This is a genomic window from Pseudomonas sp. Irchel 3A5, assembly GCF_900187575.1.
In the GTDB taxonomy this organism is placed as follows: domain Bacteria; phylum Pseudomonadota; class Gammaproteobacteria; order Pseudomonadales; family Pseudomonadaceae; genus Aquipseudomonas; species Aquipseudomonas folii.
The window spans coordinates 66,733-79,957 of sequence record NZ_FYDU01000012.1; the positions used below are offsets into that span (position 1 = coordinate 66,733).

The window sequence follows — 13,225 nt, forward strand, 5'->3', positions numbered from 1 at the left end:
CCTCTCGAAGACGCGGTGATTAGCTGTTTGAGAGGTGCCAGCGCGATAGATTCAATGGATTACAGGCAGTCAGTGCGAAGTCGCGCTCTTGTCGGTCAGCCGGATGATCTGCCGGGCGAAGAACGCGCCCGTAAGGATCACGCCGATCAGCCGCAAGGTCTGCATGGCCAGCACGAAGCCCACGTCCGAGTGGGTGTCGATGGCGATGATCGCCATCGCGTCCAGACCGCCAGGACTTGTGGCCAGGTAGACCGAGAGATAGTCCTTGTCCAGCATGACGGCAATCAACCAGGCTGAAAGCGCACAGAGCACGATCAGCAGCATTGAGCCAAGAATCATCGCCGGCATGCGACGCCAGACGTATTTGATGGTCGGGCGATCGAAGCGCAGGCCCACGTAGCTGCCCATTGCGCCATAGGCCAGCGTCAGCATCCAGGAAGGCAGAGTGATCTGCAAAAGGCCGCTTAGCTGTAGGGCGCCACCGATCAGCAGTGGCCCCATCAAGGCCCCCGCCGGGATTTTGCTGGCGAGGATGATGCCGACTCCAATCACCGCAAGACTCAAGGCAAAGTTCAGCAGATTAATGCCTTCCAGCTCGACGTCTGCGCTATGGGCTTCGGTGCCGCCGCCTTCCACGCCGATCAGCCGACTGACCACCGCGCCGACCATCACGACGCAGACTACCCGCACGTACTGCATGGTGGCGACGACCCGCGAGTCGGCGCCGTAATCTTCCGACATGGCAACCATCGCCGATGCTGCACCCGGTGAAGTGCCCCAGGCGGCGGTGCTGCCCGCGATCCCGGCGTAGCGCACCAGGCACAAACCGACGCCAGCGCTGAGCGTTACCGTGAGCGCCGTGGCAAACAGCATGACGTGCCAGGAATGCAGCGCTGTGACCAGAACTGCCATGGTCATCGAGTGGGCGATCAGCACGCCGACCGTGCCCTGGCTCAAGCGAAACAGATTTTTATGCAGGCGAATATTTGCGCCCATCACCCCAAAGCAGATGGCAACCAGCATAGGGCCGAGAAACAATGCGGCTGGCATCTGCCAGTATTTGAGGAGTTGACCGGCCGCCCCTGCGACCAGAATCAGGGCTGCCCATTGAACGGGTTTAGGCAAGGTGTGCAGCGAAAAGCCAGAGGCGCGTGACAAGAGGGTGGGCTCCGCGAGGCGAGCGAGACAGGACGCTCGTACGGCAAGAGTATCGACACTTCAATCGATCAAGTCTATTTTCTAATAGTCATGAATTGATAACTTTGGTTGATGAATTATGGATCTTCGCGATCTTGCTTATTTTGAAACGATTGCCGAGTTGGGCCATTTGGGGCGAGCGGCGCAAAAACTCAATCGCAGTCAGCCTGCGTTGACCAAAAGCATTCAGCGGCTGGAAGAGTCTTTCGGCACGAGGCTGTTCCAGCGCGATGGTCGGCGGATCAAGCTGACCCCGGTGGGCGAGTTGTTACAGGCAAGGGGCAAGGTCCTGCAACAGAGCATCGCCCAGACCCAGCGCGAAGTTCGGGATTTCGCCAGCGGTGCGGTGGGCAATATTCGTCTCGGATGTGCGGCCACCATGGCTGAATATCTGCTGCCTAAATTGACGTCCGCACTGTTGCAGCGTGCGCCTGACGTCACGTTGAAGATGGTCATCGGTCAGGACGACCTGTTGCGTGAATCCCTGCGTTCCGGGCAACTGGACATGATTATTTGTGCCCTGATCACCGATGACGAGCAGTTCGAGAGTTTTCCGATTCTCAAGGATGAAGCGGTGGTGATCGCCAGCAAGGATCATCCCATCTTCAAAAACCGATACCACATGGCTGATCTTTGCGCCTATCGCTGGGTGCTACCGCCATCGGGTGTTTCATCCCGCAAATGGCTGGATCAGGCGTTCAGTGCCCAGCAGCTGCCATTGCCCGTGGTTCAGATCGAGGCCAATTCGATTCCTTTGTTGCCCGGTTTGATCGAACGCACCAGCCTGTTGAGTTTCACTGCCCGGGAGACCCTCGAGTTTGGCAACAACATGCAACACTTGCGTGAAGTGGTCGTGAGGGAAACGACGATGAAGCGCACCATTGGCTGCACCGTCCGCAAAGGCGGCTATCTGTCACCTGCAGCGCAAGCCATGGTGCAGATGTTGCGCGACAGCAGCGGAGAATTTTTAAGCTGGAACTGACGTAGGTAGCTCCATTTTCCTACAGGCTGGGTTAGCCTGTGCTTACGCAGGCTCGTTGGTAGCGCTGGTACAGGGAAATGATCAGGAGAGCAGTAGATGCAGACACCTTCGCCGTTTTACACGCACGTTGTTCAGCAGCCGTTTTTTGCGCGCATCGACCATCAGTTCGGAGGTGATCAGTCGCCATTGAATGACGCCGACGCTGATGAAGATACCGACCCGGAAGCTTATCTCGACCTGGATGTGCTGGGCCTGGACGAATTCAGTGACTCGGACAAGCTTGATCCGATCTTCAGCAGTGATGTGGGTTCTTCGTCGGTGAATTGAGTGTTGCTGGCTGAAGCGGTCTTCATCGTGTGAGATTCCAGGTTGGCCTGCAGCTGAATAACGACGTGGGACCGGCTTTAGCCGGGAAGAGGCCAGTACATTCAGTACATCTTTATCGTCATAAAGGCCGCATTCCCTGCTAAAGCCGGTCCCACGTCGGCTTGCGGGCAAACCTGGAATCTCCCCCCATCACAGCGCGTTTAGTTCCCGAGACCCGGCGCATTCCGCGCCAGATACAGCGACAGCGCCTCAACCGCCAGTTCCACTGTCGAACTGGAGCCCGCCCATGTGCACGCCAGCATCAGGTTCCTGGGCAGGGCAAAGTCCTCCACCAGATAACCGTGCTCGTCGTAGCCATCCAGGTCGTGGGGCACCAGGTCCCGAAGTGATTCCACCGGATCAAAGTAAACCCACACCGGCTTGTTCAGCGCGATGGCCATGCCGACTTCAAACGCTGTCCCGGAATCCGGCTCAAGACCGCGGAACACATTCAGGTTGGCCAGCACCGCTGTACTGCGCTGAATCATGGCGATATTCATCGAGCAGATCAGTTGCGCGGTTTCCTGAGCAGAGAGCCCGCCAGGGACTTCGTTATCGAAGGGGTAAAGTCCTTCAAGCCCGTGGGCGGTGCACAAGGCCTTGAGATATTGGCCGTGCTCTATGGCATCTTTGCGAAACACATCAAACCCGGCCAGATAAACCCGTGGAGCGGTAGTAATCTGCATGATCGATCTCCGGCATGACAGTTAACGTGCGTTGATTCTATCGCTTCACGCCTTACGTTATCGCAGACCATTTATCAGGCGATGGATTCAACGCTGGAATCTGTACGGATAAACAGTATCCTTGCGCACATGTCTGGTCTTGTTGCGTAGCGTTGCCGTGAATACGTCGCCCCTGGAAAACCCTTTCTACTACCTCGACAATTTCCGCCAGGTGTTGGGCTGGATTGCCCGACGCTATGCGGATTTGCTTGATACGGAAGAACAGCAATTCATCGAATGCTTTGCACAACTGCCACAAGCCGCTCAGGGTTTGCTGGTGCGTATGGTCATGCGCAAGGGAGAGCTGTTTCGGGCCAGCAAGCTCAGTTATCCGGAACTGGGCGACACGCTGGAAGCGGTGCAGCCGTTGCTGGTACACGGCTGGGTTGATCCGCGCCCGGCGCTCAATCTGGAACAGCTGTTCATCCTGTTGCGCAAGGCCGAACTGGCCGCCTGTTTCAAGGCCCATGGGATTCGAGGCACCGAGCGAAAGCACGAACTGCTGGAGCTGCTGCAACCCTTTCATCAGGCCACACAAACCCTGGACAGCTGGCATGCTGGGCTCGACGAAACGATTTTCGCCCTCAAGGTCATGCCGCTCTGTGACCGCTTGCGGTTGTTGTACTTCGGCAATCTTTATCAGGAATGGTCCGAGTTCGTCCTGGCTGATCTGGGCGTGTATCGCTATGAAAAGGTTGAGTTCTCGCTGGACTCACGAACTATCAATGATCGTGCGGACATCGATACCTGCCTTGAACTGCACGCCTGCCGCCAGGCGCTCGATGAGGGCGGGGTACTGGAAACACTGGCAACGCGCGCGCTGGCAATCGATACGGTCAATCCCTGGCTGGAAATGCGGCGCAGCAAGACGCTGTACCAGATCGGTCAACAGGCCGAGCGCGAGCAGGACTGGCCATTGGCGTTGAGTGTGTACGAGCGCAGCGACTATCCCGGTGCCAGATCCCGACGTGTTCGGGTCTTGGAGCGATGTGAGGACTATCAGGCTGCCCTGACGTTGCTGGAAGAGGTTCAGGCAGCGCCGCAAAGCGATGCTGAATTGCAGCATTCACGTCGTGTATTGCCGCGGCTGCAACGCAAACTTGGCCTTATCGATAAGGTCCGCCGAGTGACACGTAAAGTCGAGCGGCTGGATGTGAGCGTTGAGCTGCGACCGGATTTGAGCGTTGAACAGATGATCCAGCTGCATCTGGCGGAAGAGGGCAGCGAGGTGTACTACGTCGAGAATGCGCTGATCAACTCACTGTTTGGTTTGCTGTGCTGGCCGGCGATTTTCGCGCCGTTGCCGGGTGCGTTCTTCCATCCGTTTCACAGCGGGCCCAGCGATTTGCACAGTCCGGATTTCTATTCTCGCCGCGCGGAGCTGTTCGATACATGTCTCGCGCAGCTGGATTCCGGTATCTGGCAGGACACCATCCGTGAGCACTACCAGAGCAAATACGGTCTGCAATCGCCGTTCGTGTTCTGGGGCACATTAACCCCCGAGCTGCTTGAGCAAGCGCTGCACTGTTTACCGGTCGATCACCTTCGGCACTGGTTCAGACGTCTGCTGCTGGATATCAAGGCCAACCGCACCGGTATGCCGGATTTGATTCAGTTCTACCCGGAGCAACAGCGTTATCGAATGATCGAAGTCAAAGGTCCCGGCGACCGCCTGCAGGATAACCAGCTGCGCTGGCTGGACTTCTGCGCCGAACACGATATGCCAGTGGTGGTGTGTTATGTGCAGTGGGAGGAGCATGCTATTCCGGTAGGAGCGAACTTGTTCGCGAGATCGTGAGCCTGACGCTATGCCTCGCCAACAAAGATGGCTCTCATCAAACAAACTACAACTATCTGATGGAATACTTTTCTGTAGGAGCGCACGAGCACCGCGAGGCCGCGATGGCGGTGTATCAGGCAGGACGCCATCGCTGCCTCGCGGTGCTCGTGAGCTCCTACAGATCCTGTGTTTGCTTGGCGACGTGCTCAATGTCGTGCCACGCCATCAACGCTTGATACCCACCGACTCCAGAAAACTGTCCCGCGCACTGTTCAGGTGAGCGAGCATGCATTGCCGGGCTTTTTCCGGGTCACGAGCCTTGAGTGCCGCCACCAGCGCCAGGTGCTCGTGACAGGCCGGCAGGAAGCGCTCGGGTATGCGGGTCAGGTTGCGCATGCGGATGCGTTTGTGGATTTCCCGGATGAAGTGGCTCAGGGACTGATTGCCGCAATGGGCAAGAATCAGCACATGGATGTCGTCATCCAGGTACAAGCCTTCATTCTCCCGTGAAGGCCGGGCGACAACCTCCTGCAAGCGTCTTTCAATCTCTTCCAGCGGCGCCAGGGGAATATTCGTGGCTGCCAGCGCCGCTGCTTCGCTTTCCAGCATCAGCCGGATCGAGAGCAGTTCCAGATACTCAGTGATGTCCACTTCGCGAACCACCAGCAGGCCATTGGGCAGCAGTTGCAGAACACCTTCGCCCAGCAGTCGGCTGATCGCGGCGCGCATGGGAGTGCGGGAGACTTCAAAGCGCTCGGCGAGCTTGCGTTCTTCGATCAGATCGCCCGGTTCCAGATGCCGACTGGCAATCAGATCGAACAACGCCTGATAGGTTTGCCGGGTCACGCTCTCGGCCGGGCGGCGGCTGGTGCCGCTGGGGCGCCGACTGCTGCCTTCGTCGGTCAATGAAGCGTCAAGATCGTTCATGGTGCTTCCTGCTTTTGCATAGGGTTCGCGATCACTGCTCGTCGAGGTGCGTTCAGTGCAATATATTGCCGAGAAACAGCCGCGCGCGCTCGGTTTGCGGCGCGCTGAAGAATTGCTCCGGCGCACTTTGCTCGACGATTTCTCCGGCGTCCATGAATACCACGCGATCAGCCACGGTGCGCGCAAAGCCCATCTCATGGGTGACGCAGACCATGGTCATGCCTTCTTTGGCGAGATCGACCATGACATCCAGCACCTCCTTGATCATTTCCGGATCGAGGGAGGAGGTCGGCTCATCGAATAGCATGACCCGGGGTTTCATGCACAGCGCCCGGGCAATCGCCACCCGCTGTTGCTGGCCGCCGGAAAGCTGCGACGGGTAGTGGTCGGCCCGATGAGCGATGTGTACGCGCTCCAGATAATGCCGGGCGCGCTCTTCGGCTTCGGCCTTGGGCAGTTTGCGGATCTGCACCGGGGCAATCATCAGGTTCTGCAATACCGTCAGGTGCGGGAACAGGTTGAACTGCTGAAACACCATGCCGATTTCCTGACGCACCTGATGCACATTTTTGGTCTTGGCGTTCAGATCGTGGCCATCGACCACGATGCGGCCTTTCTGGTGTGCTTCCAGTTGATTGATGCAGCGGATCATGGTCGATTTGCCAGAGCCGGACGGACCGCAAACCACGATGCGTTCCCCTGGATTGACATGGAAATCGATGTTCCTGAGTACCTGGAATTCGCCGTACCACTTGTTGACGCCGATCAGCTGAATCATGGGTTCCGGGCTTTTCATTGCTGTATTCGTTGCGGTGTTCATTGAAGTTAATCCTCTGCGGTCAGCCAGCCATCCAGCCGCCATCGACCAATAGGTTCTCACCGGTGATGAAGGTCGCTTCTTCACTGGCGAGGAAAAGCGCGGCATTGGCCACGTCGTCGGGGCGACCTAGACGCGGCAGGGCAGTGCGCGATTGTGAGTACGCGAGCATTTCAGGAGCGATGGCCCGGCCGGTCTTGCCGGTGAGGATTTTCCCCGGTGCCACGCCGTTGCAAATGATGCCCTGAGCGGCGTAGTCCACTGCAATCTGCCGGGTGATATAGACCACGCCGGCTTTGGAGGTCCCATAAGCCACATCTTGTGGACAGGCCACCATGCCGTGTTGCGAAGAAATATTGACGATACGACCGCGCACGCCATCGCGCTCGGGCTGTTTGAGCATCGCCTCGACCACTTTGCGTGACATCAGGAATACGCCGGTCAGGTTGACGCCGATGACCCGGTTCCATTCATCCAGGCTGGTTTCGGTGAGCGGTTTGCCGACGCTGACGGCGGCGTCATTAATCAGCACATCGATTTTGCCGTCACGCTCAATCAGCGCATCGACGGCCCGCTGAACATCAGCCTCGGAGGACACGTCCATGTCGACGTGATCGGCGACGCAACCTTGCTCACGCAACAGGTCAATGGTCGGGGTTCCGCCTTCGCGCACTGTGGTGCTGAGGTCAGCCAGCAGAAGGCGAGCGCCTTCGGCGGCAAACCGCAGCGCGATGGCACGGCCGATGCCGGACGAGGCACCGGTGATGAGGATCGATTTATCAGTAAGACGGCCCATGCCGGAGTTCTCCAGTTAGCTGACAGTGATCTGTGATCGCCAGCGGATGTAGTCGGTTGCGGCCTCGGCCAGGGAATGAGCGGGAGACCAGTCGGTGTCCTGGCGCAGACGCTCGGTGGATAACGCTGGACGGGTGCCGGGCAGTCCATACCGGACGGTGGCGTCTTCCGGGCGCTGCGCGAGGCGCGCGGACCAGGTCGGCCAGCGTTCGCTCAGGTGCGCGCACCATTGCGGCAGGTCGGTCTGAACCTCGCCGCCGACGTTGTAGAGCCTGTGCTTGAGGGATGCGCTGGTCAGCAGCCGCGCCAGAGCGTCAGCGGCGTCACGGGAGTAAATCCAGTCGGCCTGCAAGCTGTGTGGCAGGCAGGCCGACTGGTTGTCCAGGGCTGCTTCAAGGGTCTGGGTGTGGGGGCTCAACATGTCACGAACCCCGGTTGCGTATTCCCAAGGGCCAAAAACCGGTCCCAGCCGCGCGACGCAAAGATCCAGGTCATGCAGCTCGGCCATGCGCAGGGAGATGTGTTCAGAGGCCAGTTTGCTGATGCCATACAGGCCGGTGGGCTGCGGCCAGGCCTGATCCTCGCGGTACAGCGGGCCAGGTGGCGGTGTGAAGCCATAAACCGCCACCGAACTGAGCAGCAGCACCCGGCGCACTGACGGTTGCTCTGTGCAGGCCTGGACCAGCGCGACGGTGCCGTTGATGTTGACGTCCAGCACGGTGCTGGCATCGCGGGTCTCGCGTTGCAGGTCCGGGGTGATCGCGGCGGCGTGAACCACACGATCAACCGCATGCCGAGCCATGACGCTTTTTAACAAAGCCTTATCGCGAATATCGCCCGTGACCTGCTCCACGGCCCCTTCGGGCAGCGCGTCCAGCAGCGCCGACGGTGCTGGCTGGCGATCGAAGAGCACCACGGTTTGTCCGTTGCGCAACAGCTGTTCGGCCAGTGCCAGACCAATAAAACCACTGCCACCAGTGATGAGAGTCGACATGACTGCTCCTGAAAATAGTGAGGGGCGGACGTACTTAGCGAGTGACCAGCATCCGCCGTTCCAGACGAGCGACCCAGCGGGCAAATGGCCAGAGCAGCACAAAGAAGATCAGCGCTGCGGCCATCAAGGGCGTGGGGTTGTAAGTCTGTTCCTGAGCCACTCGCGCCGAGCGCAGCAGTTCGGGCAGCGCCACCATTGCGGCGATGGATGTGGTCTTCACCAGTTCCAGAGAGTTGCCCGCCAGGGGCGCGAACACATTACGGATCGCCTGAGGCAGAACGATCATCACCGCCAGCCGGAGCGGGCGAAAACCCAAGGCCCGTGCCGCTTCGTATTGACCGTTGGGGATCGATTTGACCCCGGTACGAAAGATCTCGCCGAAATAGCCGGAGTGGTTGAGCACCATGGCCAGCACCGCGGCGTTGAACCCACTGATCTGCCAGCCCACGGAAGGCAGACCGAAGTAGATCAGCACCAGCAGCACCACCACGGGAAACGAGCGACAAATGTCGATATAGACCAGCACGGCTCCGCGCAGAGGCCGAATATCGAAGCTGTAGAGAATCGCCAGCAGCAGACCGGCAAGAAGCGCCAGGGGCAGGGTGACGATGCTCAACAGAAAGGTCAGTTTCAGCCCCTGAAGCAGCAGCGGATAGATCATCAGCAGCGAGTCGAGGTTGGCGAAGTTCTCGAGAAACATATCCATGGCGATATCAGCGACCTTTGTGGCTGGAGTGTTCGAGCCAGCGGCTCAGGATCACCAGCGGGATGAACAACAGCAGATAGAACCCGGCTGCCAGCGTCAGCGGTGACGGATTGGCCACGATGGACATGTAACTCTGGGCCTGACCCAGGGTTTCCGGCAGTGACACAGCCGTGCCCAGCGCGGTGCCTTTGCTGATGGAGATCGCCCGGTTGGTCAGCAGCGGAACGGCCATGCGAATCGCCTGTGGCAACACGATCATGAACAATGTGCGCAACCGGCCGAAACCCAACGCCTGTGCGGCGTCGGTCTGGCCTTTAGGTAGCGCTTGCATGCAAGAGACAAAGATCTCGCAGGCAAACGCCGACAGCACAGCGCCCAGCGCGAGCACCGTGGTCACCAGTGGCGACAGCGTCACGCCCATGTATGGCATGCCGAAGTACAGGAAGATGATGATCACCAACTGCGGCAAGGTGCGGAACACATCGACGTAGAAGGTGATCAGGCCGTTGACCCCGCGCAGTTGCAACGAGCGCAGAATCGCCAGGGCCAGTCCGCTGGTCAGGCCGAAGACAATTACCAGCAACGATACCAGCACGGTCAGCCCGAACCCCGGCAGCATGGCGGGCAGGGCACCAACCATGACCGGCAGATTGAAGAAGTTTTCGATCAACGCGTCCATTCAAGCTTCGCCTTTAGCCTGCTTCAATTGCATACCGGTGCCGGGGACGTCGCCACGTAGCCTTTGAAGCCCGGAGCGCCGTAGCCTGGATAGACAGTGGTCACCGCGGAGCCGTCTTCAGGTTTGGCGCCGTACCATTTCTCGTGCAGGCGGGCCATGGTGCCGTCCATCTTCATGCACTTGATGACGTCGTCGACCTTATTGCGGTACTCCTCGTTGTCGAGGCGGAAGGCGTAGCCGAAGTTGCGGGGCGAGCTGAGGTCCTTGAACGCCACCTTGATCGCTTTGTTCTTGCTGGCGGCGTAGACAGTGGTCGGCACTTCGTTGATGGCCGTGAATGCGCGGTTGGTCATCAACGCCTGTACGGTGTCGGGGAAGGTGTCGTAGCGCTGCACGTTGAAGCCATACTTCTCGGCGTTCGCGGTGGCCCATGTGTCGGACATGGTGCCGCGATTGACCGCCACATCCTTGCCTTTGAGGTCATCGAAGCCCTTCATGTCGTTGGCCGCTTTAACCATGAAGCCGTTGCCGGTGGACATGATCGGTTGCGAGAACAACATCCGCTCCGAGCGCTCAGCGGTGATGGTGGTCGGGTTGACGGTGAACTCGATACGCTTGGAAAACAGCCCGGCGAACAGCCCCGAGAAGTTGATATCCACGATCTCGACACCCGGACGCTTCAGGCGTTTGGAGATCTCGCTGACCAGATCGACGCCGAAACCTTCCGGTCCGTTCGTTCCGCGCATGATCCACGGTGCCACGCCAAAGTCGCTGCCTACGATCAGCGGTTTGTCTTGCGGGTGTTCGGATTCTTCTGCATGCAATCCAGCGGATGCCAGCAACAGGCTGGACGTGCAGATCAACAGCGCCTTGCGAAATACTCGATTCATGGCCACGGGGTCGTCCTGTCTTTGAAGGTTAGAGCCTGGGGTAAAGGCCTGGAGGTAAAGGCTTGGAGGTCAATGTGTCAGGTCAGGCGCCGTGTTCGGCGTACCAGTGTCGTGCGAGGTCGAGCCTGCGGCAGACCCAGACCCGATCGTGCCGTTGCACATAGTCGAGAAAGCGTGCCAGTCCGGCGGCGCGCCCCGGATGGCCGACCACTCGCGTATGCAAGCCCACCGACATCATCTTCGGCGCGGTCAGGCCTTCGGCGTAGAGCATGTCGAAGCTGTCGCGCAGGTATTCGAAAAACTGCTGCCCCGTGCTCATGCCGCCGCGAATGAACTTGGCGTCGTTGTTTGCCAGGCTATAAGGCAGGATCAGGTGGGTTTTTGAGTCAGCGCGGTGCCAGTAGGGCAGTTCGTCGTTATAGGCGTCGCTGTCATACAGAAAGCCGCCTTCTTCCATCAGCAAACGTCGGGTATTGAGCCCGGCGCCATAACGGCAATACCAGCCATACGGACGCTCGCCGGTGGTTTCAGTGATGCTTTGCACTGTGCGCCGGATGCGTTCGCGCTCTTCGGTTTCGCTCAGGAGTTGATGGCGTTCCCACTTCCAGCCATGGGCGCAGACGTCGTAGTTGAGATCGCGGATGGCCTGAGCCACCTCGGGGTTACGCTCCAGCGCCAATGCACAGCCATAAACTGTGGCGGGCATGCCGCGTTCCGCGAGCAGGCGGGACAGACGCCAGAAACCCACCCGGCTGCCGTATTCGAACATTGATTCGGCGGCCAGATCACGACCCTCGAACGAGCCGGCTCCGCCTTCGGTCAGGCCCGATTCGGTAAACCCGTCACCGTCGTCTATGGAAGGCTCTGAACCTTCCTCGTAATTGATCACGAAGTTCAGCGCAATCCGCGCTCTGCCTGGCCAGTTCGGATGCGGCGGGTTGGCGCCATAGCCAATGAAATCACGGGTGTGTTGTGTCATCCGGGTCAAGCCTCCAGCAGTTCGATGGCCGTTTGCAGCGGGGTGAAGACGTCGTCGTTCTGTTCGCCGGTAAAGGCCATGGACACCACGAACTGGGCACGGGCCTCGAGCACCGAAAGACCGTGGTGCCAGACGTTGCGCTTATAGGTCACGCCCTGATCGCCGCAGGCGCGGAATGCCTGCAAGGTGTGCAGATCGGGCAGGCCACTGTCGTCGGCGTGGCAAACCACCACCAGATAAGGACAGGCATTGAGGGGAATGAACGTCTGAGCCGAGAAAGGGTGACGCTCCAGTGCCTTCAGTGTCAGCGGCAAGGTCACCGCCTGTTGCACGGTGGCGATCCATAACTGTGGCTCACTGGCATGTTCGGTGCGTTCAACAGCGCCGGTGACATGTTGACGACGCGGTCCGTCACCCAGCTGGACAACATTTCCAAACGGCGCGAACGCTTCTTCGGTGAGGGGCTTTAACACCACCTGCGCCGGGCAGGCTGTCGGAGAACTCATGAGCTGGAAGCCTTGATCAACGAGCGTTTATATCTGGATACAGGTGGTATCCCACTTGTATCTCGATAAAGCAGTATTGATGCCAAGGTACCTGAGGTTGAGCTAACTAACTGATTGAAATGGGTTTAGTCGGATTTTAAGAAGGGCGATGGTGAAGTTTTTCAGGGGGAGGTGCACCAGCAAGTGCAGGCAGTGCGCCGCTTTGAGTCATGGGCCATGCTGCTGGAGCAACCACGGACCTGTAGGAGCGCACGAGCACCGCGAGGCCGCGATAACGGTATGCCTGACGCACCGCCATCGCGGCCTCGCGGTGCTCGTGCGCTCCTACAGAAAAGGCATTTCAATTCAGGCATGGGGGTTATGCCGAAACAGAAATTCGCGCAAGTCAGGTCACTTACTGCCGCTCGACCCACCTTCGCCACCACCACCACTGCCGCCCATGCCTTGATCATTCTTCATTCCGCCGCCTTCTGCGCCGCCTTTCTGCGGTTCGGGATCCATGCCTTTGGTGCCAGGGCTTGTGCCTTCAGCACCTGATGAACTGCCGTCGGTGTTTTTCTTCAGGACAGGAGGCGGGGTCTTGGCCGAGCCATCCACAGGGTTGGTCGGGCCGGTGGAGCCAGCCATGGCCGCGCCGGTCGCCACTGTCATAAGGCTGGCCAGCGCCAGCGCCGTCAATCTGGACTTGTTCATGAGATGCGTCTCCATTGTTGTTAGGGGGTTACTTGCATTGGTGCATGGGGTAGTGAAATAGGTGCCGAAGGCCCCGACCAATGGCGTATCGCTCTTCAGTTGTAAGAATAGTGGCGTAGAGCTAGTAGCGGGGTAGGCATGCCTTGAAAACCCTTGAACCCTTGATTTTATTGCGCGAAAACGCCTTTC

The 13,225-nt window shown here is 58.9% G+C and carries 15 protein-coding genes; 3 read left to right on the forward strand and 12 right to left on the reverse strand.

Features of this window, described 5'->3' with window-relative positions; genetic code table 11:
• Window positions 1-69: 69 nt before the first annotated feature.
• Window positions 70-1,158: an AbrB family transcriptional regulator gene (locus tag CKW31_RS19745; RefSeq protein WP_095098835.1), complete on the reverse strand. Its 1,089-nt coding sequence runs from the start codon at window positions 1,156-1,158 to the stop codon at window positions 70-72.
• 118 nt (window positions 1,159-1,276) lie between these two features.
• Between CKW31_RS19745 and CKW31_RS19750 the strand changes: the two genes are divergently transcribed.
• Both CKW31_RS19750 and CKW31_RS19755 read left to right on the forward strand, forming a co-directional pair.
• Complete coding sequence (locus CKW31_RS19750; protein WP_095098839.1) at window positions 1,277-2,179, forward strand: LysR substrate-binding domain-containing protein; 903 nt, start codon at window positions 1,277-1,279, stop codon at window positions 2,177-2,179.
• A 96-nt stretch (window positions 2,180-2,275) separates the two neighbouring features.
• On the forward strand, window positions 2,276-2,506 hold the full coding sequence (locus CKW31_RS19755) for a hypothetical protein (protein WP_095098842.1): 231 nt from the start codon (window positions 2,276-2,278) through the stop codon (window positions 2,504-2,506).
• A gap of 200 nt (window positions 2,507-2,706) precedes the next feature.
• Here CKW31_RS19755 and CKW31_RS19760 read toward each other — a convergent pair whose 3' ends face one another.
• Window positions 2,707-3,231: a nucleoside 2-deoxyribosyltransferase gene (locus CKW31_RS19760; RefSeq protein ID WP_095098844.1), complete on the reverse strand. Its 525-nt coding sequence runs from the start codon at window positions 3,229-3,231 to the stop codon at window positions 2,707-2,709.
• A gap of 157 nt (window positions 3,232-3,388) precedes the next feature.
• On the opposite strand from CKW31_RS19760, the gene CKW31_RS19765 reads away from it, so the two are divergent.
• Complete coding sequence (locus tag CKW31_RS19765; RefSeq protein ID WP_095099243.1) at window positions 3,389-5,068, forward strand: VRR-NUC domain-containing protein; 1,680 nt, start codon at window positions 3,389-3,391, stop codon at window positions 5,066-5,068.
• Between the two features lie 207 nt (window positions 5,069-5,275).
• On the opposite strand, the gene CKW31_RS19770 is transcribed toward CKW31_RS19765, so the two are convergent.
• From CKW31_RS19770 to CKW31_RS19815, 10 genes are all read right to left on the reverse strand, one after another.
• A complete protein-coding gene (locus CKW31_RS19770; protein ID WP_095098847.1) occupies window positions 5,276-5,977 on the reverse strand; it encodes a GntR family transcriptional regulator in 702 nt (233 codons plus the stop codon).
• A 52-nt stretch (window positions 5,978-6,029) separates the two neighbouring features.
• Window positions 6,030-6,797 (reverse strand): amino acid ABC transporter ATP-binding protein, encoded by a 768-nt coding sequence (locus tag CKW31_RS19775; protein ID WP_095098849.1) that lies wholly within the window; start codon window positions 6,795-6,797, stop codon window positions 6,030-6,032.
• A gap of 19 nt (window positions 6,798-6,816) precedes the next feature.
• On the reverse strand, window positions 6,817-7,590 hold the full coding sequence (locus CKW31_RS19780; protein WP_087263864.1) for an SDR family NAD(P)-dependent oxidoreductase: 774 nt from the start codon (window positions 7,588-7,590) through the stop codon (window positions 6,817-6,819).
• Window positions 7,591-7,605: 15 nt separating this feature from the next.
• On the reverse strand, window positions 7,606-8,583 hold the full coding sequence (locus CKW31_RS19785; RefSeq protein ID WP_095098851.1) for an NAD(P)-dependent oxidoreductase: 978 nt from the start codon (window positions 8,581-8,583) through the stop codon (window positions 7,606-7,608).
• A gap of 34 nt (window positions 8,584-8,617) precedes the next feature.
• Window positions 8,618-9,289 carry an amino acid ABC transporter permease gene (locus CKW31_RS19790; RefSeq protein WP_087263868.1) on the reverse strand — a complete coding sequence of 224 codons (672 nt, stop codon included), beginning with the start codon at window positions 9,287-9,289 and terminating at the stop codon, window positions 8,618-8,620.
• 7 nt (window positions 9,290-9,296) lie between these two features.
• Entirely contained in the window at window positions 9,297-9,968 is a 672-nt protein-coding gene (locus CKW31_RS19795; protein WP_087263870.1) for an amino acid ABC transporter permease, read from the reverse strand.
• 23 nt (window positions 9,969-9,991) lie between these two features.
• The gene (locus CKW31_RS19800) at window positions 9,992-10,858 is read right to left on the reverse strand and encodes an ABC transporter substrate-binding protein (protein WP_095099247.1); all 867 of its coding nucleotides are present in this window, start codon (window positions 10,856-10,858) and stop codon (window positions 9,992-9,994) included.
• Window positions 10,859-10,940: 82 nt separating this feature from the next.
• Complete coding sequence (locus CKW31_RS19805; RefSeq protein ID WP_095098854.1) at window positions 10,941-11,837, reverse strand: allantoinase PuuE; 897 nt, start codon at window positions 11,835-11,837, stop codon at window positions 10,941-10,943.
• Between the two features lie 5 nt (window positions 11,838-11,842).
• Window positions 11,843-12,343 (reverse strand): ureidoglycolate lyase, encoded by a 501-nt coding sequence (locus CKW31_RS19810; protein WP_095098857.1) that lies wholly within the window; start codon window positions 12,341-12,343, stop codon window positions 11,843-11,845.
• Window positions 12,344-12,733: 390 nt separating this feature from the next.
• A complete protein-coding gene (locus CKW31_RS19815; RefSeq protein ID WP_095098859.1) occupies window positions 12,734-13,036 on the reverse strand; it encodes a hypothetical protein in 303 nt (100 codons plus the stop codon).
• Window positions 13,037-13,225: the final 189 nt, after the last annotated feature.